The sequence below is a fragment of the Kitasatospora sp. NPDC042419 genome (genome assembly GCF_056437345.1).
In genome coordinates, this window is the sequence record NZ_JBWKAW010000004.1 from 513,698 (window position 1) to 536,704 (window position 23,007).

At 73.0% G+C, this 23,007-nt stretch carries 20 protein-coding genes and 1 riboswitch; of the genes, 9 read left to right on the forward strand and 11 right to left on the reverse strand.

The genetic code is table 11. The annotated features are described in order from the left end of the window. Window positions 1–14: 14 nt before the first annotated feature. The gene (locus AC067J_RS12070; protein WP_478298126.1) at window positions 15–1,721 is read left to right on the forward strand and encodes a glycoside hydrolase family 13 protein; all 1,707 of its coding nucleotides are present in this window, start codon (window positions 15–17) and stop codon (window positions 1,719–1,721) included. Between the two features lie 25 nt (window positions 1,722–1,746). Continuing rightward, on the forward strand, window positions 1,747–2,766 hold the full coding sequence (locus AC067J_RS12075) for a LacI family DNA-binding transcriptional regulator (protein WP_478298128.1): 1,020 nt from the start codon (window positions 1,747–1,749) through the stop codon (window positions 2,764–2,766). Between the two features lie 72 nt (window positions 2,767–2,838). Here AC067J_RS12075 and AC067J_RS12080 read toward each other — a convergent pair whose 3' ends face one another. Together AC067J_RS12080 and AC067J_RS12085 are read right to left on the reverse strand one after the other, a co-directional pair. After that, window positions 2,839–3,039, reverse strand: coding sequence for a hypothetical protein (locus AC067J_RS12080; RefSeq protein ID WP_478298130.1), 201 nt, complete (start codon window positions 3,037–3,039; stop codon window positions 2,839–2,841). A gap of 227 nt (window positions 3,040–3,266) precedes the next feature. After that, the gene (locus AC067J_RS12085) at window positions 3,267–4,658 is read right to left on the reverse strand and encodes a transglycosylase family protein (RefSeq protein WP_478298131.1); all 1,392 of its coding nucleotides are present in this window, start codon (window positions 4,656–4,658) and stop codon (window positions 3,267–3,269) included. Next, a riboswitch (cyclic di-AMP (ydaO/yuaA leader) is annotated at window positions 4,645–4,841 on the reverse strand. (Overlaps the previous gene by 14 nt.) Window positions 4,842–5,204: 363 nt before the next feature. Between AC067J_RS12085 and AC067J_RS12090 the strand changes: the two genes are divergently transcribed. Continuing rightward, on the forward strand, window positions 5,205–7,295 hold the full coding sequence (locus AC067J_RS12090) for a hypothetical protein (protein WP_478298133.1): 2,091 nt from the start codon (window positions 5,205–5,207) through the stop codon (window positions 7,293–7,295). Window positions 7,296–7,456: 161 nt separating this feature from the next. Here AC067J_RS12090 and AC067J_RS12095 read toward each other — a convergent pair whose 3' ends face one another. Beyond that, a complete protein-coding gene (locus AC067J_RS12095; protein ID WP_478298135.1) occupies window positions 7,457–8,374 on the reverse strand; it encodes a hypothetical protein in 918 nt (305 codons plus the stop codon). Window positions 8,375–8,889: 515 nt separating this feature from the next. Between AC067J_RS12095 and AC067J_RS12100 the strand changes: the two genes are divergently transcribed. Next, a complete protein-coding gene (locus AC067J_RS12100) occupies window positions 8,890–9,135 on the forward strand; it encodes a DUF397 domain-containing protein (RefSeq protein WP_327683113.1) in 246 nt (81 codons plus the stop codon). A gap of 458 nt (window positions 9,136–9,593) precedes the next feature. Here AC067J_RS12100 and AC067J_RS12105 read toward each other — a convergent pair whose 3' ends face one another. Then, a complete protein-coding gene (locus tag AC067J_RS12105; protein ID WP_478298137.1) occupies window positions 9,594–10,115 on the reverse strand; it encodes an ATP-binding protein in 522 nt (173 codons plus the stop codon). A gap of 415 nt (window positions 10,116–10,530) precedes the next feature. Between AC067J_RS12105 and AC067J_RS12110 the strand changes: the two genes are divergently transcribed. Further along, on the forward strand, window positions 10,531–11,397 hold the full coding sequence (locus AC067J_RS12110; protein WP_327683117.1) for a helix-turn-helix domain-containing protein: 867 nt from the start codon (window positions 10,531–10,533) through the stop codon (window positions 11,395–11,397). Between the two features lie 57 nt (window positions 11,398–11,454). Here the strand turns inward: AC067J_RS12110 and AC067J_RS12115 are convergent, their stop codons facing one another. Both AC067J_RS12115 and AC067J_RS12120 read right to left on the reverse strand, forming a co-directional pair. Then, a complete protein-coding gene (locus tag AC067J_RS12115; RefSeq protein WP_478298139.1) occupies window positions 11,455–12,060 on the reverse strand; it encodes a TetR/AcrR family transcriptional regulator in 606 nt (201 codons plus the stop codon). A 237-nt stretch (window positions 12,061–12,297) separates the two neighbouring features. Beyond that, the gene (locus tag AC067J_RS12120; protein WP_478298141.1) at window positions 12,298–13,815 is read right to left on the reverse strand and encodes an MFS transporter; all 1,518 of its coding nucleotides are present in this window, start codon (window positions 13,813–13,815) and stop codon (window positions 12,298–12,300) included. A gap of 88 nt (window positions 13,816–13,903) precedes the next feature. Here AC067J_RS12120 and AC067J_RS12125 point away from each other — a divergent pair, with 88 nt between their 5' ends. Then, window positions 13,904–14,344: a MarR family winged helix-turn-helix transcriptional regulator gene (locus AC067J_RS12125; RefSeq protein WP_478298143.1), complete on the forward strand. Its 441-nt coding sequence runs from the start codon at window positions 13,904–13,906 to the stop codon at window positions 14,342–14,344. 198 nt (window positions 14,345–14,542) lie between these two features. Here the strand turns inward: AC067J_RS12125 and AC067J_RS12130 are convergent, their stop codons facing one another. The 5 genes from AC067J_RS12130 to AC067J_RS12150 form a co-directional block, all read right to left on the reverse strand. Further along, window positions 14,543–15,490: a M56 family metallopeptidase gene (locus AC067J_RS12130; protein ID WP_478298145.1), complete on the reverse strand. Its 948-nt coding sequence runs from the start codon at window positions 15,488–15,490 to the stop codon at window positions 14,543–14,545. A gap of 153 nt (window positions 15,491–15,643) precedes the next feature. Beyond that, window positions 15,644–16,276 carry a DUF5134 domain-containing protein gene (locus tag AC067J_RS12135; protein WP_478298146.1) on the reverse strand — a complete coding sequence of 211 codons (633 nt, stop codon included), beginning with the start codon at window positions 16,274–16,276 and terminating at the stop codon, window positions 15,644–15,646. 207 nt (window positions 16,277–16,483) lie between these two features. Continuing rightward, window positions 16,484–17,242, reverse strand: coding sequence for an amino acid ABC transporter ATP-binding protein (locus AC067J_RS12140; protein WP_478298203.1), 759 nt, complete (start codon window positions 17,240–17,242; stop codon window positions 16,484–16,486). 71 nt (window positions 17,243–17,313) lie between these two features. Further along, window positions 17,314–18,291 (reverse strand): amino acid ABC transporter permease, encoded by a 978-nt coding sequence (locus AC067J_RS12145; protein WP_478298148.1) that lies wholly within the window; start codon window positions 18,289–18,291, stop codon window positions 17,314–17,316. After that, window positions 18,288–19,154, reverse strand: a complete 867-nt coding sequence (locus AC067J_RS12150; protein ID WP_478298150.1) for an ABC transporter substrate-binding protein — start codon at window positions 19,152–19,154, stop codon at window positions 18,288–18,290. The genes AC067J_RS12145 and AC067J_RS12150 overlap by 4 nt, the downstream gene beginning before the upstream one ends. Before the next feature lie 262 nt (window positions 19,155–19,416). On the opposite strand from AC067J_RS12150, the gene AC067J_RS12155 reads away from it, so the two are divergent. From AC067J_RS12155 to AC067J_RS12165, 3 genes are read left to right on the forward strand one after another with little or no spacing between them, the layout of a single operon-like run. Beyond that, window positions 19,417–20,817, forward strand: a complete 1,401-nt coding sequence (locus AC067J_RS12155) for a DUF6421 family protein (RefSeq protein WP_478298151.1) — start codon at window positions 19,417–19,419, stop codon at window positions 20,815–20,817. After that, window positions 20,814–21,572 carry an SDR family NAD(P)-dependent oxidoreductase gene (locus AC067J_RS12160; RefSeq protein WP_478298153.1) on the forward strand — a complete coding sequence of 253 codons (759 nt, stop codon included), beginning with the start codon at window positions 20,814–20,816 and terminating at the stop codon, window positions 21,570–21,572. The genes AC067J_RS12155 and AC067J_RS12160 overlap by 4 nt, the downstream gene beginning before the upstream one ends. After that, window positions 21,569–22,648 carry a threonine aldolase family protein gene (locus AC067J_RS12165; RefSeq protein ID WP_478298205.1) on the forward strand — a complete coding sequence of 360 codons (1,080 nt, stop codon included), beginning with the start codon at window positions 21,569–21,571 and terminating at the stop codon, window positions 22,646–22,648. Before AC067J_RS12160 ends, AC067J_RS12165 begins: the two co-directional genes overlap by 4 nt. The last annotated feature ends 359 nt before the right edge of the window (window positions 22,649–23,007 follow it).

Below are 23,007 nucleotides of genomic sequence, written 5' to 3' on the forward strand. Positions count from 1 at the left end.
GAGGGATACCGTCCATGACCCAGAACCTGGCCGACACCTCCCGGCCCGCCGCCGACGCCACCGCTCACGAGGCCGGTGCCGGCGCGGACAGAGGCTGGTGGCGGGACGCGGTCATCTACCAGGTGTACCCGCGCAGCTTCGCCGACTCCAACGGTGACGGCATGGGCGACCTGCCCGGCATCCGCAGCCGCCTGCCCTACCTGCGCGACCTCGGTGTGGACGCCGTCTGGCTCTCGCCGTTCTACGCCTCCCCGCAGGCCGACGCCGGCTACGACGTCGCCGACTACCGCGCGGTGGACCCGATGTTCGGCACCCTGCTGGACGCCGACGCGCTGATCCGCGACGCGCACCGGCTGGGCCTGCGGATCATCGTCGACCTCGTCCCCAACCACTCCTCCGACCAGCACGAGTGGTTCAAGCGCGCGCTGCGCGAGGGCCCGGCTTCGCCGCTGCGCGACCGCTACCACTTCCGCCCCGGCAAGGGCGAGAACGGCGAACTGCCGCCCAACGACTGGGAGTCCATCTTCGGCGGCCCGGCCTGGACCCGCACCGAGGACCCGGACGGCACCCCCGGCGACTGGTACCTCCACCTGTTCGCACCGGAGCAGCCCGACTTCAACTGGGAGAACCCGGCCGTCGCCGACGAGTTCCGCTCCATCCTCCGGTTCTGGCTGGACATGGGCGTCGACGGCTTCCGCATCGACGTCGCCCACGGTCTCGTCAAGGCCCCCGGCCTGCCCGACATCGGCGGCTCCGACCAGCTCAAGCTGCTCGGCAACGACGTCATGCCGTTCTTCGACCAGGACGGCGTGCACGAGATCTACCGCAGCTGGCGGAAGATCCTCGACGAGTACCCGGGGCAGCGGATCGGCGTCGCCGAGGCGTGGACCCCGACCGTCCAGCGGACCGCCAACTACGTCCGTCCCGACGAGCTGCACCAGGCCTTCAACTTCCAGTACCTGGGCACCTCCTGGGACGCCGCCGAGCTGCGCTCGGTGATCGACCTCTCGCTCGACTCGATGCGCCCGGTCGACGCCCCCACCACCTGGGTGCTCTCCAACCACGACGTCACCCGGCACGCCACCCGGTTCGCCAACCCGCCCGGCCTCGGCACCCAGATCCGCACCGCCGGCGACCGCGCCCTCGGCCTGCGCCGGGCCCGCGCCGCCACCCTGCTGATGCTCGCGCTCCCCGGCTCCGCCTACCTCTACCAGGGCGAGGAGCTCGGCCTGCCGGACGTCACCGACCTGCCCGACGAGGTCCGCCAGGACCCGTCGTTCTTCCGCAAGGCCGGCCAGGACGGCTACCGCGACGGCTGCCGCGTCCCGATCCCGTGGTCCGGCGCCGAGGCCCCGTACGGCTTCGGACCGGCCGCCGGCGGTCCCAGCTGGCTGCCGCAGCCCGCCGAGTGGGCCGGGCTCAGCGTCGAGGCGCAGACCGGCGACCCGACCTCCACCCTGGAGCTGTACCGCTCCGCGCTGGCCGTCCGCCGGGCGCGGGCCGAGCTCGGCGCCGGCACCGGGGTCGAGTGGCTGGAGAGCCCCGAGGGCACCCTGGCGTTCCGCCGCGGCGACTTCGTCTGCACGGTGAACGCCACCGCCGAGCCGGTCCGGATACCGGTGCCCGGCCGGCTGCTGCTGGGCTCCGCCGGCGCGGACCCGCTGCTCGACGGCGACGAGACGGTGCTCGCACCGGACAGCACCGACTGGTGGGCGGTCTGACGTGGTTGCAATAGGCTCTGGGACCGTGACTACGGCGCGACTCTCAGACATCGCGGCGCAGGCGGGGGTCAGCGAGGCCACCGTCTCCCGCGTGCTCAACGGCAAGGCGAACGTCTCGGCCGCCACCCGGCAGACCGTGCTGGCGGCGCTCGACGTGCTCGGCTACGAGCGGCCGACCCGGCTGCGCCAGCGCAGTGCGGGGCTGATCGGGCTGATCACCCCGGAGCTGAGCAACCCGATCTTCCCCGCGCTGGCCCAGGTGATCGAGCAGGTGCTGAGCCGGCACGGCTACACGCCGGTGCTCTGCACCCAGACGCCGGGCGGCTCCACCGAGGACGAACTGGTGGAGATGCTGGTCGACCGGGGAGTCGCGGGCATCGTCTTCGTCTCCGGCCTGCACGCCGACTCCACCGCCGACCACGACCGGTACGCCCGGCTGGCCGGCCGCGGGGTGCCGTTCGTGCTGATCAACGGCTACAGCGAGAAGATCGACGCGCCGTTCATCTCGCCGGACGACCGGGCCGCGATGTGGATGGCCGTCCAGCACCTGGCCGAACTCGGCCACGAGCGGATCGGTCTGGCCGTCGGGCAACGCCGGTACGTGCCGGTGCTGCGGAAGATCGAGGGGTTCACCGCGGCCATGCGGGAGGTGCTCGGGCACTCCCGGGAGGAGGCCGAGGGGCTCGTCCACCACACGCTGTTCAGCGTGGAGGGCGGGCACGCGGCGGCCGGCGCGCTGCTCGACAAGGGCTGCACGGCGATCGTCTGCGGCAGCGACATGATGGCGCTCGGCGCGATCCGCGCCGTCCGGCAGCGGGGCCTGACGGTGCCGCAGGACGTCTCGGTGGTCGGCTTCGACGACTCGCCGCTCATAGCGTTCACCGAGCCGCCGCTGACCACCATCCGCCAGCCGGTGGAGGCGATGGCCACCGCCGCGGTGGACGCCCTGCTGGAGGAGGTCGGCGGGAACGCCGCCCAGCGCGGGGAGTTCATGTTCCAGCCCGAGCTGGTGATGCGCGGCTCCACCGGGGCCGGCGCGCGCTGACGGTGCGCAAGGACGGACGGCCGGGGTCCGGGAGCCACGCGCTCCCGGACCCCGGCCGTCCGTCGTGCCCGCTCAGCCCTCCTGGGCGATCGGGCGGTCCGGGGTGACCCGGCGGCCGTCGGCGGCGTCGCCGGTCCGGGTCTCGGTGCGCCGGCCCCGCTCCAGGTAGTCGCGGAGGATCAGTTCGACGGCGTCCTGCGGGTTCTTGGTGCCGGACAGCATCATCGCGTCGATCGCGAGGTTGGCGTCGAGCGTGACGGTGACCTGGGCCATGGGACTCCTCCTCGGGTGCAGAGCAGCAGCATGCCCGGTGCGGCCGGATTTGACCACGACCTCCCGGCGGCGGGGCGGCCGCCCGCGGCCCGCCGGGGCGTGCTCCCGCGCGGCCGCGTCCGGCGCGGGGCGCGCCGGAGCCCCCGGGGAGGAGTCCGATCGCTCCTCCCCGGGGGCTCCGGGCGTTCGTGGGTCGGACCCGTCAGAGGGTCGGACCCGCTCCTGGGTCAGACCCGGCCGGCGAAGTCCGGGGCCCAGTTGGCGATGGTCTGGGTCCGCACGCCCGAGCTGGGGTTGGCGGCCTCGACGTACTTGCCGTCGCCGATGTAGAGCGCGACGTGGTAGACGCCGGAGTCCTGGCCGTTGTTGGACCAGAACAGCAGGTCGCCCGCCTTGAGGGCGTCCAGCGAGACGTGGGTGGACGCGGCGGCCTGGTCGGCGGCGACGCGCGGGACGGAGATGCCCGCGGCACGCAGCGCGGCCTGGGTGAGGCCGGAGCAGTCCCAGCCGCCGTTGCCGGTGCCGCCGTAGACGTAGGCCTGGCCGACCTTCGACTGGGCGAAGGAGACGGCGGCGGCCATGCTGCCGGTGGCGGTCTGGGCCGGGGCCGGGGTCTCGGCCCCGGCGGCCGGCTTGGCGGCCGGCTTGGCGGCGGGGGCCGGGGTCTGCGCGGCGGCCTGGCCGGCGCCCTGCTGCGCGTCCTTGGCGCGGTTGAACCAGTCGAAGCCCTTGCCGGACTCGTCCGAGGCCGAGGCCGAGGCCGAGGCCTGGCTCTGGCCCTGGCCCTTGGCGCGGTCGCCGAAGGTCAGGTGCTGGCCCGGGTAGATGCTGTGCGGGCCGTCGGTCAGGGTGGCGCGGTTGAGCTCGTAGAGCCGCTCCCAGCCGCCCTGGACGTCGTTCTTGTCGGCGATGGAGGAGAGCCAGTCACCGGCGACCACGGTGTAGTCGTCGGCCTGGTTCCAGCCGCCCTGCTGGCCGGCCTGCTGGCGCCACTGCCGGCCGTCCTGGCCGCGGTCGCCCTGCCGGACGCCGTCGGTGGAGGCGGGGGCCTCGGCGGGGGCCTGGGCCTGCTGCTGGGGGGCCTTGGGCGCGGCGGGCTGCGCGGCCTTCGGCTGGGCGGCGGGCTTGGCGGCCGGCGCCGGGGTCTGGGCAGCCGGGGCCGGGGCGGCCGGGGTCTGGGCGGCCGGCTTGGCGGCGGCCGAGGTGTCGACGGCGGCCGGGGTGCCGCCCTTGGTCAGACCGGCCTTGACCGAGCAGACCGGCCAGGCGCCGGGGCCCTGCACGGCGAGCACCTTCTCGGCGGTCGCGATCTGCTGGTCCTTGGTGGCGAGGTCGGCGCGCGGGGCGAACGAGGTGCCGCCGAACGCGGACCAGGTGGAGCTGGTGAACTGGAGGCCGCCGTAGAAGCCGTTGCCGGTGTTGATGCTCCAGTTGCCGCCGCTCTCGCACTGGGCGACCTTGTCCCAGGTGGCGACGGTGGCGGCGGAGGCGGTGCCGGAGGTGAGGCAGGGGACGGTGAGGCCGATGCCCGCGACGCCGAGGGCGGCGATGGCGCGACGGGTACGGCCGGACAGGCGGGTGCCGTTGGTGGGCAGCATGAAGACGCGGTCCTCTCCCACGCCTGCGAGGTGAGCTGTCGGATTCGGGCTGGAGTTGCCCGGCCGCGCTGTGGGCGCGGCTTCACCCCTAGCCCCGGTCGGTCCGGAGACCGGCCTGGGCGAACTACCTGTGGTTCCCCCGCTCCTGCCGTGGTGCTTCGTGCTTCCAGCGCACCCGACGGCAGGACTCGGCGTTGCGGATGAACTGGGTCCGTGTGGCCACGAACGGGGAGCACGTTAAGCAGAGCCGCGTTCAAACCGCAAACATGTGTGACACGCATCACTGTTTTCGAAATCCGTGGTGGGCGGCTGTCCTTCATGATCAGAAATGACCGATTTCGCACAACGCCCGTCACGGTCAACGCAACTGCCTATGCTTCAGAACGTCGGCAGTGCGCCGGCGACGACGCAGCCGTCTGGGGGGAGGGCTACGCACCGATGGCCATGGACGAGGACCCGGACGCCGCCCGGCCGGCCGCCAGGCCGCGCGGAGCGCACCGCAGGGCAAAGCACCGCAGAGCGGACATCCCACCTGAACCGCCTCGAACTCCCGTAAGCCGCCGCACTTTGCTGCGCTGGCTCGCCGTCGGAACCGCCTTCGCGGCGGTCAGCGGCGAGGAGGTCCTCCGGCGCTCGCTGAGCGGCCCGACCGAGCCGGTCGCCGCCGTCGCCGGAACGCCCGCGGCGGGCGCCGACCCGATGGGGGCGGCCGGCGGCCACGGCGCCGCACCGCCCGGGACCGCCCCGGACGGCGGCGCACCCGAACAGCCCGCCCCCGCGCCCACCGTCGACCAGAGCGGCCGCCGCTGGTCCGACCCGGCCGGCTGGGGCGGAGCCGTACCCGGCCCGAAGAGCACCGTCCGGATCACCGACCGGGTGCTGCTCGACACCGACGCCGCCGTCGGCACGCTGCTCGTGGAGCCGACCGGCGCCCTCACCTTCGCCGCCGACCGCACCCTCACCCTCGCCGCCACCGGCAACGTCGAGGTCCGCGGCACCCTCGCCCTCGCCCCCGACGGCACCCACACCCACACCCTGCGCTTCCCCGCCGTCGACGAGCGGCGCTTCCAGGGTGACGGCATGAAGGTCGTCGACACCGACGTCGGCCTCTGGGTCACCGGCGCCGGCCACCTGCGGCTGGACGGCGCCGCCAAGACCGCCTGGATCCGCGCCGACCGCGAGCTGAAGGCCGGCGACACCACCCTCGACCTGGCCGCCCCGCCCGCCGGCTGGCTCCCCGGCGACGAACTGGCCGTCACCCCGACCGGCCCGCCCGACCAGGAGGGCTTCGCCGCCGCCTACGACCTCGTCACCGTCCGGTCCGTCAGCGGAACCACCGTCACCCTGGAGGCGCCGCTCAAGCACGCCCACCCCCGGGTCGCGGCCGGAGGGGGCGTCACCGTCGGCGCCGAGGTGCTCAACCTGACCCGCACCGTCCGGGTCGAGGGCACCGCCGAGGGCCGCACCCACGTCCACCTCACCAGCTCCCGGCGCGCCGACGTGCGGCACGCCGCGCTGCGCTGGGTCGGTCCGCGCGCCGACACCAAGGAGACCTGGAAGGGCCGGGACGGCACCGCCCCGATCACCGCGGCCGTCCTCGGCCGCTACGGGCTCCACTTCCACCGGCTCGGCGACGCCACCCGCGGCACCGTGGTCGAGGGCGTGGTCGTCCGCGACGCCGGCAGCCACGCGTACGTCCCGCACGCCAGCCACGGCATCACCTTCCGCAGCTGCATCAGCCACGAGACCTGGGAGGACGCCTACTGGTGGGACGGGCCGCTGGACACCCGCACCCCGCAGCGCCCCTCCGACGACATCGTGTACGAGTCCTGCGTAGCCTCCCGCACGCTGCTCGAACCCAACCCCCGCGCCTACCGGCTGACCGGCTTCAACCTCGGCGCGGGCACCGGCGGCAAGGCGGTGGACTGCGTGGCCGTCGGCGTCCAGGGCGCCACCGGGGCCTCCGGGTTCGAGTGGCCGGAGAACAGCGAGGGCGTCTGGACCTTCGAGCGCTGCCTGGCCCACAACAACCTGCAGGACGGCATCTTCGTCTGGCTCAACGCCCGTCAGCACCACGTGGTCACCCAGTTCGCCGCGTACCACAACGGCGGCTGGGGCATCGAGCACGGCGCCTACCTCAACGACTTCGACTACACCGCGAGCGTGCTGTACGGCAACGCGGGCGGGGGAGTGGCGCTGCACTCGCTCGGCCGGGACAAGGGCACCGTCTTCGACGGGCTGCTGGTCGACGCCGCCGGACAGAGCGACTTCGCCGTCTCCACCGCCCGGCACGAACTCGCCGGACAGTCCGTCACCTTCGGCCGCAGCCGGTTCACCGGCTACCGCCGGGCCGGGATCGCCTTCCGCGCCACCCCGGACGGCCAGCCGGACGACGTGCTGGTGCTGGACTGCGAGTTCGGCGGCAACGAGCTCTGGCTGGACCCGGAGGGGGTGCGGCCGAAGAACATCCTGCTGCGCCGGGCCGGGCAGACCGAGGTGCTCAAGGTCCGGAAGCCGGACGAGGAGGGCACCGCCCAGCCGCAGTGGAACGCCGCGGCCGCGCCTGTGGCCACCTTCGCGGGACAGTCCCGGCCGGTGCTGCTGCCCGCGCTGAAGCTGAAGGACGTCGCCGCGCCCACCAGCCGGGTCGGCCGCTGAGGCGCTGCCGCCGCCCGCCGCCTCCGCCGTGGCGGCCGGGCCCGCCGCCCGCCGCCGCGGCAGTCCGGTCCGGCTCGGCGGGGCAGCCGAAGGGGCCCGGAACGGATGCGTTCCGGGCCCCTTCGTACGGGCCTTCGTACGGGCTCGCGCCCGGGCTCGCGCTACTGGGCGGCGTGCCGTCCGCCGGACGGCTCCCCGGCGGCGTCCTCGGCCGCGGCCTCGGCGGCATGCGCCTCGAAGTCGGCGGCCGGCAGCGTGGCCAGGTAGGTGGAGGCGATCAGCTGGCCCACGGTCGGGTACGCGCCCAGCGGGGCGGCCGACGGGCAGCCGGTCTCCTCGGCGGCCGTGGCGAGCAGCTCGGAGTCCGCCTCCGGGCCGATCACCAGCGGGGCCAGCGCCGGGTTCTGCGAGCCCATCTCGCGGAGGTGGGCGACGGCCGCGGCCACCGAGCCGGGCAGGTCGAGCGCGGCGGGGACGACCGGCACGGCCAGTCGGGCCGCCAGCAGCATGCCGGTGATCCCGGCGGCGTCGGCGGCGGCCTGTCCGCCGACGGTGGTGAGCACCACGCCGTCGGCGGCGGTCGCGATGGCGAACAGCCGGGCCCGGTCGGCGCGGGCCAGACCGGCCTCGGAGAGGCGGACGTGGACGGCCTCGGCCAGCAGCGGGTGCGGGCCCAGCACGTCGGTGACGGGGGCGCCGTACTCGGCGGCGAGTTCGTGCAGGTCGGCCAGGAAGCCGTGCGGGCCGGGCACCAGCGGCACCACGACCGGTGTGGGCAGGCCCGCCTCGGCCGCCTCGGCCAGCAACTCGGCGACGGTGCGCTCGGCGCCCGCCCCGGCCTCGTGGGCCGGGAGGTAGCCGGCCGCCGTCTGCACGCCGTTCTGTTCGCTGCGGACGATGGACAGCAGCTCCTCGACCACGGACCGGGATTCCGGTCCGGCGGCCGCGGGCACGGCGAGGAGCAGGACCGGGGAGCCGGTCGGGATCTCGGGGCGCTCGGGACGGCGGTGGCGCCCCCGCGCACGGGAGCCTGGAGTACGGACGGGCAGTGGCGCGCCCGGGATGGCTGCGGTGCTCATGGCGGAGATCGTAGGACATCACCCCGCCGTCCTTGCAGTCGGCTGCCGCACCAGGAGGGGCGGCCCGTCCGAAAACCGGACATATCCGACCTGAACCCGGTTCCCCTCCCGGTATCCCCTCAGATGCGGGGGGAGGGGGTTCGAGTTGCAGGGGTGGCGCGTGAGATGTCTCACAGGTTCGGGATCGTCTGACGGAGGGTCACGGGGGTGCGACTCCCGGCTCCCGAAGATCAACATTCAGCGGGTGGTCGCCTACGGGCGGTTATCGGCGGCTTGCCGATTCAGTCGGCTATGTCCGCTTACGTACCGTCAGGTGCGCGGCTCGTGAAGAGTTCCGGTTCGGTGTCGAAAAGCCCGTGCACCTGCAACGTCCCGTGCTGATGCACGTGCACTGGAGCTATCATCACGTCAAGTGAGGCGTTGTGCCGGGCCGGTACGGGGCCGGCCCAGCCGTTCGGCTGAGGGCCGGGGCGCCGAGCTGGACGACCCACTCCGGAGCTCTTCGGGAGATTTCTATGCACGACACGTTCGACACGTACAACGGGATGGCCGCTGCGGACCTCAAGGGCGTGGTCTGGCAGAAGAGCCTGCACAGCAACTCTCAGGGCAACTGCGTCGAGTTCGCAGCCCTCCCGGGCGGCGATGTGGCGATGCGCAACTCGCGCTTCCCGGACGGTCCGGCGCTCATCTACACCCGGGCCGAGATAGCGGCCCTGCTCCTGGGGGCCAAGGACGGGGAGTTCGACCACCTGGCGGTCTGACCGGCCGTCGGCTTCACCATCGGGGGGCCGTCGTGGGTGCTGACACCACGACGGCCTTTGTCTTTCCGGCCGACGCCCGGTCGGCCCCGGTCCCGCAGGCCGGCGCCTGCTGGTCGGTGCCCGTCGGTCGATGCCGTCGGCTGCTTCCCGCGGGCCCGTTGTTCCGTCGGTCCCGCCCGTGGGCCGGTGCCCTGTTCGGCCGGTGTCCTGCGGGTCTGCGCCCTGTTCGGCCGATGCGCTGCTCGGCCCCGTGTCCTGCCGTCACGGTTCCCGGCCGTCGCCGCCGTTCCGAGCCGCCGCACGCGGATCGGGGGCGCCACCGCCGGAAGGCCGCCGGTGCCCGCTGCCCGAGGGCCACCGATCGCCGTTGCCGGGGTGTCGTGTCGTACCGGTCCGTGCCCTCCCGCCCGGGGCGGTGTGGTGCTCCCGAGGGGTCCGGCCGCGGGTCGTGCGCCGGACTACGCCGAGCGCCGGTGCCGCCCGCCGATCTCGGGGACCGGGGCCGGCCGCTGTTCCGGTTCCGCCTCGAACAGCGCCCAGACGACCTTGCCGCCGCCGAGCGGGTGCCAGCCCCAGGAGTGGCTGAAGGAGTCGACCAGGTGCAGGCCGCGACCGGACTCCGCCACGAAGTCCGCCTCCCGTGCGACCGGGCCGATGTTGCTGGGGTCGCTCACCGCGCAGACCACCTGGGGAGAGCGGTGAACGAGGCTTATTCGGATCGGCAGCCTCCCCTCGGCCGCCGTCTGCATGGGAAAGTCGTAGTCGTCCACCGCACCCGGGCGCGCGCCGATCGCGTGCCGCAGGGCGTTGGTCACCAGCTCCGAGGCCACCAGCGCGACGTCGTCGAAGAGCTCGCCCAGGCCCCAGCGGTGCAGGGCGGTTCTGGCGAAGTCGCGCGCGGTTCTGACGGCTTCATATCGGGGAGCGAGCGTACAGGTGACCACATGGGGGTCGACTGCCAAGGCCGTTCCGGTGCTCATGAAGAGCTCCTCCCATAAGGGGGCGGACACGGCTGGACCCGCCGGGGTCATGCCGGTCACCTCCGACTCGCTCGGCCGCTCGGCCGCCCCCTCGACCAGGCGCGCGCGCACATGGGCCCGGTGGCGCGGGGGCGCTGCCGGGCCTGTGCACGGAGTCGCGCGTGGGGTCGACGCGGAGCCCGCGGGATTGCCAGGGATGTGCAGGTGCACGTGCACCATCGTCCTCTGCGCTCACTGCAGATGCAAGAGTCGATTCACGTGCAGTCGTTCAGGTGGCATATGCAAACGCCGGATGCACGTGCATCCTGGTGTGCGGAGTGCAGAACTGATAGGAACATCCGTCAGTATCGGCACCGTGAGCGCTCAACTGATGGCAGACTGTGCGCTGTTTGCCCTAGGTGGAGGTTAGGACCACATGACCACAGTTCAGCCGGGCGGCGGCTCGATGGTCCGCCGGATCCTCCTCGGCTCCCAGCTGCGCCGGCTCCGGGAGGCGCGCGGCATCACCCGCGAGGACGCGGGCTACGCGATCCGTGCGTCCGAGTCCAAGATCAGCCGTATGGAACTCGGCCGGGTCAGCTTCAAGGAACGCGACGTCGCGGACCTGCTCAGCCTCTACGGGGTCGACGACGGCCTGGAGCGCGAGGCGCTCCTCGGGCTCGTCCGGGAGGCCAACAAGTCGGGCTGGTGGCACAGCTTCAACGACGTCCTGCCGGGGTGGTTCCAGACCTACGTCGGTCTGGAGGAGGCCGCCGCACTGATCCGCACCTACGAGGTCCAGTTCGTCCCCGGCCTGCTCCAGTCCGAGGAGTACGCACGGGCGGTTTTCGGCCAGAGTCGGCCGGTGATCAGCGACGAGGAGGTCGAGCGCCGGGTCAGTCTGCGGATGCGCCGCCAGAAGCTGCTCACCGAGGGCGACAGCCCCCGGCTCTGGGCCGTCATCGACGAGGCGGCGCTGCGTCGTCCCGTCGGCGGGCCCAAGGTGATGCGCGGCCAGGTCCAGTACCTGATCGACGCGGCCGAGCAGGCCAACGTGGTGATCCAGGTCATGCCGTTCCGCTTCGGTGCGCACGCCGGTGAGTCCGGTGCGTTCACCATCCTGCGCTTCCCCGAGCAGGACCTGGCGGACGTCGTGTACCTGGAGCAGCTGACCAGCGCGCTGTACCTCGACAAGCGCGACGACGTCGACGCCTACATCCAGGTCATGGAGCGGCTCTGCGTGGACAGCCTCACGCCCGAGCGCACCATCGACCTGCTGGCCTCGATCCTCAAGGAGCGCTGAGCACCGGACGTCCGTCCGTCGCGCGCCGCTCCACCGGACGGCCGCCGGTCCCGCGGGTCAGCCGCGGGCCGGCGGCCGTTCGCGTTCCGGGGGGAGCGGCTGGGGCGGCCGGCCGAGGTTCCAGGCCAGGCCGTAGCGGCGGAACAGGTCGGCGCGGATCGGCGCCAGCGGCACTTCCGCACCCGGCAGCAGGACGCCTATGCAACCGCCCATCAGGGCGCTGCGCAGCACCGCGTGCTCGGCCACCGGGTCGGGTGCGCCCCAGTCGTGCAGCAGTCCCTGGAGGAGCGCGCCGAGCCGCTGCTGCTCCGGGTCCTGGACGAAGGCGCCGGTGTCCGGGTCGAGGATCAGTGCCAGGTGCGAGCGCATCACCCGCGGGTGGTCCACGGCCAGGCCGAGCACCGCGTCGATCGCCCGGGCCAGCCGGGCCTCCGGTGTCGCGTCGGACGCCAGCTCGCCGAGCACGGTGGAGAGCTCCTGGTGCATCATCCGGTGGGTCGCCGACTGCATGAGCAGCCGTTTGCCGTCGAAGTAGTAGGAGAGCAGCCCGCGGGCCAGTCCGGCCCGCTCGGCGATGTCGGTCAGCGTGGTCCCGGCGTATCCGTACTGGTCGACCAGTTCGACGGTGGCGCGCATGATGCGCCGCCGGGAACGCTGGCGCATCTCCTCATTGACCGAATCCCCGCGAGGTGCCATCGTGTCTGCTCCGTACGTTCGTTGGCTGTCGGCCAATCTACTGGCGAGGCCGGCGGCCGGACCGTGGCGCCCGGCGATCGGCCTGGCGGTGACGTCCGGTCCGTACGGAGGCGCCGGCTCCACCAACACGGGGGTTTGGTGGAGCCGGCGCCTGCCCGATGGCGAGGGTGTCGGTCTCGGGCGTCGTGGAACTCGTTCCGCTGGTCAGCTCTTGCTGAGGATCTCGCCGCGCCGGTCGACCAGGTCGACTGACGGATAATCATAGTCCGGTACGGAGACCTGAGTTGCCTTCTTCCGCCGGTCGAGCACGGCGCCCGCGACGGCGATCACGAGACCGGTCACCGCGATCCCGGTGACGAAGAGCAGCGCGGGCCGGTAACCGTCCAGCTGGGCCTGCGCGCTGTGGCCGCCGTTGCTGCCGGCGGTGATGATCGCGGTGGCGCCGGCCAGCACGACCGCGGTGCCGACCTGGATCGCGGTGTTCACCAGCCCGGAGGCCAGCCCCTGCTCCTCGTCGGCCACGCCGTCCGTGGCGGCGATGTTCACCGAGGGGAAGGCCAGTGCGAAGCCGACGCCCAGCAGGACGATCGACGGCAGTACCAGCACCGGGTACGAGCTGTGCTCGTCCAGCCGCAGGAAGAGCGCGAAGGCGCCGACCAGGGCGAGCAGGCCGATCGGCAGCAGCCGGCCGGTGCCGAAGCGGTCCACCACGGGGCCCATGAACGGCGCCGACAGGGCGATCATGGCGCCGGCCGGCAGCAGCCCGAGTGCCATCTCCAGCGCGGACCAGTCGAGCAGCTCCTGGAGGTAGAGCGTGACCACGAACTGGAACCCGCCGTACGCGCCGGTCATCGCGAAGGCGACCACGTTGGCCCGGGCGACCGAGCCGTTGCGGAAGATCCCGAGCCGGACCAGCGGGTGCGCGGTGCGGCTCTCGACGAACAGGAAGGCGGCGCCGAGCAGCACGACCACGGCGAGCGAGCCGAGGGTGCGCAGGCTGAGCCAGCCGGCGCCCTGCGCCTCGGTCACGGTGAAGACCAGCAGCAGCACGGTGGCCGTGCCGGTGATCGCGCCGAGCACGTCGTACCGGCCGGTGGCCTTCTCCCCGGCGGTCGGGCGGGGGAGCAGCCGGACGGCGAAGACCAGGGCGAGCAGGGCGATCGGGACGGGCATCAGGAAGGTCCAGCGCCAGCCGACCGAGGTGAGCAGCCCGCTGAGGACGAGGCCGAGGGAGAAGCCGCTGGCCCCGCAGGTGGTGTAGATCGACAGGGCCCGGTTGCGGGCCGGGCCCTCCGGGAACGTGGTGGTGATGATCGACAGGCCGGCCGGTGCGGTGAAGGCGGCGGCGACGCCCTTGAGGAAGCGGGCGGCGATCAGCAGGCCGCCGTCGTCGACCAGGCCGCCGAGCAGGGAGGCGGCGGCGAAGACGCCGAGCGCCACGAGGAAGACCCGGCGGCGGCCGAGCAGGTCGGCGGTGCGGCCGCCGAGCAGCAGCAGGCCGCCGTAGCCGAGCACGTAGCCGGAGACCACCCACTGGAGGGTGGAGGTGGAGAGGTCGAGCTCGGAGCCGATGGAGGGGAGGGCGATGCCCACCATCGAGATGTCGAGGGCGTCCAGGAACAGCGCGGCGCAGAGCACGATCAGCGTGCCCCAGAGGCGGGGGGTCCAGTGAGGCCCGCCCTGTGATGAGTCGTCAGATGTCGTGACGGTCGCGGTGGTCATGGGGCAAGAGACTACATGCACGTGCATTCAATGCAAGTGAATAAGATGTTAACGCATAAGTTGCTGGCGCATGTGATAGCGTGGCGGCGTGGCTGAACTCGATCCCCTCGACTCCCCGGCGGAGGCCGGTCTGGTCGCCGAGTGGCGCGACCTGCTCGCCCGGCACGCCCAGACCGCCTGCCTGCTCGACCGTGAACTCGGCGAGAAGCACGGGCTGGGCATGAGCGAGTTCGAGGTGCTGGAGCGCCTCGTGGAGGGGTGCGACGGCGGCAGCCACGGGCTGCGGATCCAGGAACTCGCCGACACCGTGCACCTGAGCCAGAGCGCGCTCTCCCGGCTGATCGGCCGGTTGGAGAAGGCCGGACTGGTCACCCGCGCGATGTGCGCGAGCGACCGGCGCGGCATCCAGGTCGCGCTCACGGAGGACGGTCGTCGGCGCTACACGGAGGCCCGCCCCCTGCATCGCGAGGTGCTCGGACTCACCCTCGCCGACGAGCCGGTGCGCGCCTGCGGGCCGATCGTCGACTGACGGGGCTCCGTTCGGTCGGGATGCCGTTCGGTCGGCGGACGCTGTCGGCCGAGGGGACGCCGCCCGGCCGGCGGGAGTTCCCGGCCGACCGGACGGTCGGCAACGCCCGCGCCGTCGGCGGTTCGGAGCGTCGTCAACTCCCCTGCGGGGACGGATCCTTGGCGGGGGCGGGCGCCGGGCGCCCCGGGTGCTCCGGGGCTACAGCAGCGACGCGAGGCCGGGCGCGGCGGCGAGCAGGACGACCGCCGCGGGCGCGGCCAGCGCCGCCAGGGTCAGTCGGAGCCGGCGCGGCACGGAGAGCCGGGGCTGCCCGGCCAGCAGCCGGTCCACCCGCCTCGGCGACTGTGCCAGCCCGGGCGGGCAGGAGCCGAACACCCCGCGTCCCAGGTTGAGTTCGGCCAGCGCCAGGGCGGTGGTGTGCCGGCCGTGCCGGCGTGCCGCCCGGTCGTCCGCCGCCAGCTCGACCAACTCGCCCACCTGGTCCCGGAAGGCGCTGAACACGCCGACCCCCGGGAAGCCCGAGGCGAGGGCCTGCGCACCCTGCGCCAGCCAGTGGTGCCTGGCCCGGACGTGCCCGCGCTCGTGGCTCAGCACCGCCTCCAGTTCCCGGTCGGTCAGCTGCCGGAGCGCCCCGGTGGTGACCACCAGCCGCGAGTTGTGCCCGGGCAGCGACCACGCCCCGGGGCGGACGTCCTCCAGTACCACCAGCCGCTCCCGGCGCTGCCCGGCGCCGGCGATCGATGTCGGCAACTCGGGTGCCAGTGTGGCGAGTTCTGCATGACGGTGGGCGCGCAGCGCCTTCGCCGAGCGGACCTCGCGGGTCAGCGCCACCAGCGTCTGGAGGCCGCCCGCCGCCAGCACCGCGGCGCAGAGCCGGCCCCAGCCCTCGGCGTTGTGCAGCCCGTACGCGGCCTCCACCCCGCGCGGCGCGCCCGCGAACAGCAGCGAGCGCAGTTCGGGGAGTGCGGCCGACGCGGCCAGCAGCAGACTCAGCGCGCAGCACAACAGCAGGGCCACCACCAGGCACTGCCAGACCAGCAGCGCCAGGACGGGTTCGCGGTCCACCCAACGGGCCCGGGTCAGCAGCCGGGGGGCGACCGTGGCGAGCAGCAGTCCGAGCAGCAGCAGGCCGAGCAGGGCCGTCATGGCATGGGCTCCCCGGGGACGCACGGAGCGCGACGATGCGCTCCCTGCCAACCTATGCGCTGGCGACGCGCCGTGGTACGACTTTCGGCCACCCAGTGACCAACGCCACGGCCGCCCGGGGCCGCGCCCCGGGGGCGGGCGCGAGGGCCGGTGTCACATGGTCAGGAGCATGGCGAACATGCCGATGCCCATCGACAGCCGGCAGGCCCGGGGCAGCGCCGCCGCAGCGGTCGGCATCCCGCCGGGACCGTCGCCCGCGAAGCTGAGCAGCCGGCTGCCCGACCAGAGCGCGTACCCGCCGAAGTAGGCCAGCAGCACGCCGGTCAGCGCCGGCGACCCGGCCGCCGGAAGGTGGTGCCCGGCGTGCCCGCCCGGGGCGGTGGCCATCACGAGCGCCATGTAGGTCATCGCCAGCGCGCCGACCGCGTGGTGCAGCCGGTGCGCCCGCCGGTCCGGACGGCACAGGGCGGCCAGCAGCAGGGCGGCCGCGGGCGGGCCGAACACCCAGGCCCAGACGGTGCCCGGCACGGCCGTCCCGCTCACCGCCATCGCGGCCATCCCGAAGCCCATCAGCGCCTCGGCGGCATCCGACTCGTACGCGTGCAGCCGCCGCGCGCGGGCCGTCCCGGCTCCGGTTCCTCCCGCCCCGGTCGCCCCGGTCGCCTTGGTCGCCTTGGTCGCCGACGGTGCCGCGCACGGGTCGCGGCGCAGCCGGCTGAGGCAGTAGCCGCCGGAGGCCGCGGCGACGGCCGCCAGCAACCAGCTGACCAGGGCTGATCCGTGCAACGACGACCTCCCGGGCGGCGCGGACGGGCGTCCGGCGTGGGACGGGGCACCGTCCACGATCACGGCTCGGGGCCGTGCGCAGCAGGGCGCGCGCGGGGGCGCATGGTGGTGACCGACAGGGCGGGCCCGTCGGCGGGCGCCGGTCCGCGGCCTGTCCGGCCCGTCCGCACCGTCCGGCCCGTCCGCACCGTCCGGCCCGTCGGCGAGTCAGCCCTGCCCGGCCGGTCCGGACAGCCGGCCGGAGGCGATGACCCGGCTCAGGAACCGCCGGGTCCGCTCCTGCTGCGGCGCCCCGAACACCTGCTCCGGCGGGCCCTGTTCGAGCACCACCCCGGCGTCCAGGAAGCAGACCTGGTCCGCGATCTCGCGGGCGAACGCCATCTCGTGGGTCGCGACCAGCATCGTCATGCCCTGCTCCTTGAGGTCGCGCACCACCGACAGCACCTCGCCGACCAGCTCCGGGTCGAGCGCCGCGGTGATCTCGTCGAGCAGCAGCAGCCGCGGCCCGGTGGCGAGGGCCCGGACGATGGCCACCCGCTGCTGCTGGCCGCCCGAGAGCCGGTCGGGGTACTCCCGCGCCTTCGCCGCCAGCCCCAGCCGGTCCAGCAGGTCGAGGGCCCGCGCCTCCGCCCCGGCCCGGGTCAGGCCGTGCACCCGGCGCGGGGCGAGCGTCACGTTCTCCAGCACCGTCATGTGGGGGAAGAGGTTGTACGCCTGGAAGACGACGCCGATCCGCCGTCGGACGGCGTCCTCGTCGGCGCGCGGGTCGGTGATCTCCGCGCCGTCCAGGAAGACCGCGCCGTCGTCGATCCGCTCCAGCAGGTTGACGCAGCGCAGGAGGGTCGACTTGCCGGAGCCCGAGGCGCCGATCAGCGCCGTCACCGAGTGCTCGGGAACGCTGAGGTCGACGTCCCGGAGCACCACCTGGCCGTTGAAGGTCTTGCGGACGGACTCCAGGCGCAGCACCGGCCCGCCGCCCGCGCCGCCGTGCGCGCCGTCGGCCGCGCCACCGTCCGCCTCCGTGCCCGGTCGTCCGGTCACACCGCACCTCCCTGCTGCCGTCGGCGGTTCATCCGGGTGGTCAGCCACCCGGTGAACCGGGTGAGCGGGATGGTCAGCACCACGAAGACGAGCGCCGCCACCAGGTACGGGGTGGAGTTGAACGACCGGCCGTTGATGATCTTCGCCGCGTACACCGCGTCGATCACCCCGCCGATCGAGACCAGCCCGGTGTCCTTCTGCAGGCTGACCAGGTTGTTGAGGAGCGGCGGCACCACCCGGCGGACCGCCTGCGGCAGCACCACGTGGCGCATCGCCTGCGCGTTGGAGAGGCCCAGCGACCGGGCGGCGGCCCGCTGGCTCGGGTGCACCGACTCGATCCCGGCCCGGAACACCTCCGACACGTACGCCGCGTACGTCAGGACCAGCGCGGCGCCGCCGAGCCACAGCGGATCGGTGGTGACGCCGGCCAGCCGCAACGCCGGCACACCGGTGATCATCACCAGCAGGCAGATGATCATCGGCAGGCCGAGGAAGAAGTCCACGTACACGGTGGCCAGCAGGCGCACCGGCAGGAAGACCGGCCCGTTCAGCGTCCGCAGCACCGCGAGCAGCAGGCCGAAGAAGAGGATCAGCACGCCGCAGACGGCCATCAGCTCCAGGTTGATCCGCAGCCCCTTGAGCACCTCGGGCAGCGCCTGCCGGGCGTACTCGGCGCTGAAGAACGACCGCCGCACGGCAGGCCAGCCGGGCGAGCCGACCACCAGCAGGACCAGCGCCACCGCCGTCGCCAGCGTCGAGGCGGCCGCGATCAGCGCCGAGCGCCGGGCCCGGCTGCGCCGGTACGCCTCGTGGGCGAGCCGGCGCGCCGACGGCCGGTAGTCGTCCGCCGCCGCACCCGGGCCGGCCGCCGCACCCGGGCCGGCCGCCGCACCCGGGGCTCCCGCCGCCTCCGGATCGGCCGCCGCGCCCGGATCGGCCGCCTCCGGGGAAGGCCCCTTCACAGTGCCGCTCACTTGAGGACGGGCGCCGAGACGGCGTCCGAGAGCCACTGCTTCTCCAGCCTCGCCAGCGTCCCGTCGGCCCGCAGCGCGTCCACCGCGCCGGAGACGCATCCGGTCAGCTTCGAGCCCTTGTCCAGCACCAGGCCGAACTGCTCGCCCTGCGCCGTGCCCTCCAGCTGGCCGACCACCTGGGCGTCCGTCACCTCGGCGGCGGTGATGTAGAACGCCGTCGGCAGGTCGACCACGAGGGCCTCGACCTGACCGTTCCTCAGCGCGGCCTTCGCGAGGTCGTTGGAGTCGAAGACGGCCGGCTGGACGGTCGGCCGGATGGTGTTCGTGACCGCGTCCAGGCTCGTGGTGCCGACCTGCGCGCCGAGCTTGGCGCCCTTGAGGTCGGCGAGGCTCCGGGCCGAGGCCGCCTTGGAGCTCTTCAGCGCGATCACCGCCTGCCGCACGTCGTAGTAGCCGGAGGAGAAGTCCACCGCCTGCCGGCGCTCGGCACTGATCGACACCTGGTTCACGTCGAAGTCGAAGTCCTTCGGCCCGGGGGCGGTCGCCCTGCCGAACGGCGCGACGACCCAGCTCACCTTCTCCCTGGGGTAGCCCAGCTTCTCCGCGACCGCGTACGCGACCGCCGACTCGAAGCCCTTGCCGTTCGCCGGCTCGTCCCCGGAGAACCACGGGTCGTACGCGGGTTTGTCCGTGCCGACGGTCAGCGTCCCCGGCGTCCGGGTGGGCAGCCCGCCCGGAGCGCAGCCGCCGGCCGTGTCCGTGGACGAGGCGCCCCCGCCGGACGCGGAGTCCTGCGGGGCGCAGGCGGCCAGCAGGGCACCGGCGAGCAGCAGGGCGACGAGCGGCTTGCGGGGGAGGGGCATGGCGGGACTCCCGGGGGGACGGAGGCGGACCGGTCGGGTGGGGAACCTCCCCCGGTGGCGACCTCGGAACACGCGCGGCATGGTCGGCTTGGGAGGCTTCACCCACTCTGTCCCGGAAGATCCCGGCAGCTGTTCACGTGGACGACATACGGCCGCAGCCCCCGGTCACCGCAGATCCGCCGCCAGGTGCCCCCTTGAACAGAAGAACCTTTCGTACTTATGGTGGTCTCGTTGAAAACCCTCCTGTCGAAGTGAGTCCCCGATGCAGAATCTTTCGCCAAGGCTCGCCGTGGCGGCCGACGCTCCGGCCGAGACCCTCGCCGGCCACCCGGCCTGGCTGCGGCTCAAGGACGCTGTCGAGGCCCTCCGCCCCCTTCAGTCCAAGGACGGCTCGATCGACCTGTCCGTCGTCGATCGCCAGACGGTCGACCCGCTGGTCGCCACCGTGCGCACGGCGATCGCGGAGCTCGCGCCGCTCTTCCAGCACGACGCCGCCTACCTGGCCGCCGTCGACGCCGACCTGGCCAAGTGGGCCGACACCGGCTACCGGGAGCCCGACTTCCTGGACTCGCTGCTCGCCTTCCAGCCCGCCGAGCAGCGCGAGGACGGCCTGGAGCACCTGGTCGTCTTCCCGATGTACACCCAGAACGGCAACCCGAACCGGAACCTGGAAGCCGTCCTGCTGAGCGTCGTCTGGCCCGACTGGCTGGCGGAGCTGGAGCGCACCCGCTTCGACAACCCGATGTTCGTGCCGATCACCTTCACCGACTTCACGGCCGGCTACGACACCAACTCCGCCGTCCTCTTCCCCGAGACCGTGGCCGTGCGCAAGGCGCCGGAACGTTTCACCTGGGGCGGCATCTTCTGCGACCGCGAGGCCGCCCGCTTCCGGGTCGTCTCCACCAACGCCGTCGAGCTGCTCGGCCTGGAGATCCCGGCCGACGCCGAGAGCCTGCTCCAGGACCAGGAGCGCTCCCAGCAGACCTTCGTGCTGTGGGACCTCATCCACGACCGCACCCACAGCCACGGCGACCTGCCGTTCGACCCCTTCATGATCAAGCAGCGCAGCCCGTTCTGGATGTACGGCCTGGAGGAGCTCCGCTGCGACCTCACCACCTTCAAGGAGGCGGTGAAGCTGGAGGCCGAGGGCAACGAGCACGCCCGCGACGTCCAGTACGCGATCCTCTTCGACCGCCTCTTCCGCTTCCCGGTCAGCGGCGACCGCGTCCGCAACTACGACGGCCTCGGCGGCCAGCTGCTCTTCGCGTACCTGCACAAGCACGACGCGCTGCGCTGGCGCGACAACCGCCTCAGCATCGACTGGGAGCGGGCCCCGCAGGTCACCAACGCGCTCTGCGCCGAGATCGAGACCCTCTACCGCGACGGCATCGACCGGCCCAAGCCGGCCCACTGGATCGCCGCCTACGAGCTGGTCTCCCGCTACCTCACCCCGCACCCCGCCTCCACCTGGGCGAAGGGCTCCGAGGCGCTGCCGTTCGACATCACCGAAGGCAAGGCCCTCAACAAGGCGCTGTGCGACGCTGTGCTCCCCGACGAGTTCCCGCTGAGCATGTTCTACGAGGCCCTCTCCAAGAAGCTCAGCGGCGTCATCGCCTCGACCACCGGCATCACCGGTGCCGGCCTGCAGGGAGCTGCCGCGTGACCACCGCACCCAAGGGACCGCTCAACGGCAAGGTGATCGCCGTCGCCGGAGCCAGCGGCCCGGCCGGCCAGGCCGTGCTGCGCCGCCTCGCCGCCGACGGCGCCACCGTCGTCGGCGCCGACATCGACGCCCAGCGGCTGGAGGCCGCCCTCGACACCGTGCGCGTCGCCGTGCGCGGAGCCAAGGTCAGCGGCCAGGTCATCGACCTCCTCGACCCGCAGGAGGTCCACGACTGGGCCGACCACCTGGAGGCCGAGCACGGCCACGTCGACGGCCTCCTCCACCTCGTCGGCGGCTGGCGCGGCAGCAAGACCTTCTTCGACTCCCGGATCGACGACTGGGACTTCCTGCACGACACCGTCGTGCGGACCCTCCAGCACACCTCGCTGGCGTTCCAGCCCGCCCTCGTCCGCAGCACCGCCGGCCGCTACGCCATGATCTCGGCCGCCGCGGCGCACAAGCCCACCGCGGGCGGCGCCGCCTACGCCGCGGCCAAGGCGGCCACCGAGGCCTGGACGCTCGCCATGGCGGACTCCTTCAAGAAGGAGACCACCGCCGAGGACGGCAAGCCCACCGCCGCAGCTGCCATCCTGGTGATCAAGGCGTTGGTCAGTCCCGAGATGCGGGCCGAGAAGCCGGACGCGAAGTTCCCCGGCTTCACCGACACCGCCGACCTCGCCACCACCCTGGCGGGCCTCTGGGACCGCCCCGCCGAAGAACTGAACGGACAGCACCTGTGGCTGACAGCCCGATGACCGACCTCACCTCCCACACGGACGCGGTCCGGCGGCACGACCCCGCCGTCCGCGGCTTCGCCAGCGACAACTACGCCGGCGTGCACCCGGAGGTCCTCTCCGCGATAGCCCTCGCCAACGGCGGCCACCAGGTCTCCTACGGCGAGGACGACTACACCGCGCACCTGCAGGACGTCTTCCGCCGCCACTTCGGCGACAAGGCCGAGGCGTACCCCGTCTTCAACGGGACCGGCGCCAACGTCGTCGCGCTCCAGGCGCTGCTCCCGCGCTGGGGCGCGGTGATCACCGCCGAGACCGCCCACATCAACGTGGACGAGGGCGGTGCCCCCGAGAAGATGGGCGGCATCAAGCTGCTCACCGTCCCCACCCCGGACGGCAAGCTCACCCCCGAGCTCATCGACCAGCAGGCCTGGGGCTACGGCGACGAGCACCGCGCGCAGCCGCTCGCGGTCTCGATCACCCAGAGCACCGAGCTCGGCACCCTCTACACGGTCGAGGAGATCCGGGCGATCGTCGACCACGCGCACCAGCACGGCATGTTGGTCCACGTGGACGGCTCCCGCCTGGCCAACGCCGCCGCCTCGCTCGGTGTCCCGCTGCGCGCCTTCACCACGGACGTGGGCGTCGACGTGCTCTCCTTCGGCGGGACGAAGAACGGCCTGCTGCTCGGCGAGTGCGTGGTCGTGCTCAACCCCGAGAAGGTCCGGAACATCAAGTTCCTGCGCAAGACCTCGATGCAGCTCGCCTCGAAGATGCGCTTCGTGTCGATCCAGTTCGAGGCGCTGCTCTCGGGCGACCTCTACCTCCGCAACGCCGGCCACGCCAACGCGATGGCCAGCCGCCTGGAGGCCGCCGTCCGCGGCATCGACGGGGTGACCGTCGTCCGCCCGGTCCAGGCGAACGCGGTCTTCGCGATCCTCCCCCGCGAGGTGAGCGAGCGCCTGCAGAAGCGTTACCGCTTCTACTTCTGGAACGAGCACACCGGTGAGGTCCGCTGGATGTGTTCGTTCGACACGACGGAGGGCGACATCGACGCCTTCGCGGCGGCCATCGCCGAGGAGATGGGCCGCGCGTGACGCGAGCCTGACTCCTGCCCGGCGCCTGCCTGATGCCTGCCTGACGCCTGCTCCGGGCGTGCTCGAACCGCGGATCGCCCCGTCCTGCCGCCGCAGGACGGGGCGATTTGCATGTGGCGGGCGGATCCCCGTACAGTTCCGGAGTCGCCGCGAGAGAGCGGAGGCAAGCAAGTGGAAAGCAAATCCGATGAATGAAACTCCGGAAAACGGAGCGGAAAACATCTGATAAGCTGGAAACACGAAAGAACGAAGCGCCCGGAGGGTCGGTGTGAAAGCCGCCTGAAGGAAGTGTCCGTTCCTTGAGAACTCAACAGCGTGCCAAAAGTCAACGCCAGATATGTTGACATCCCCGGCCTCAG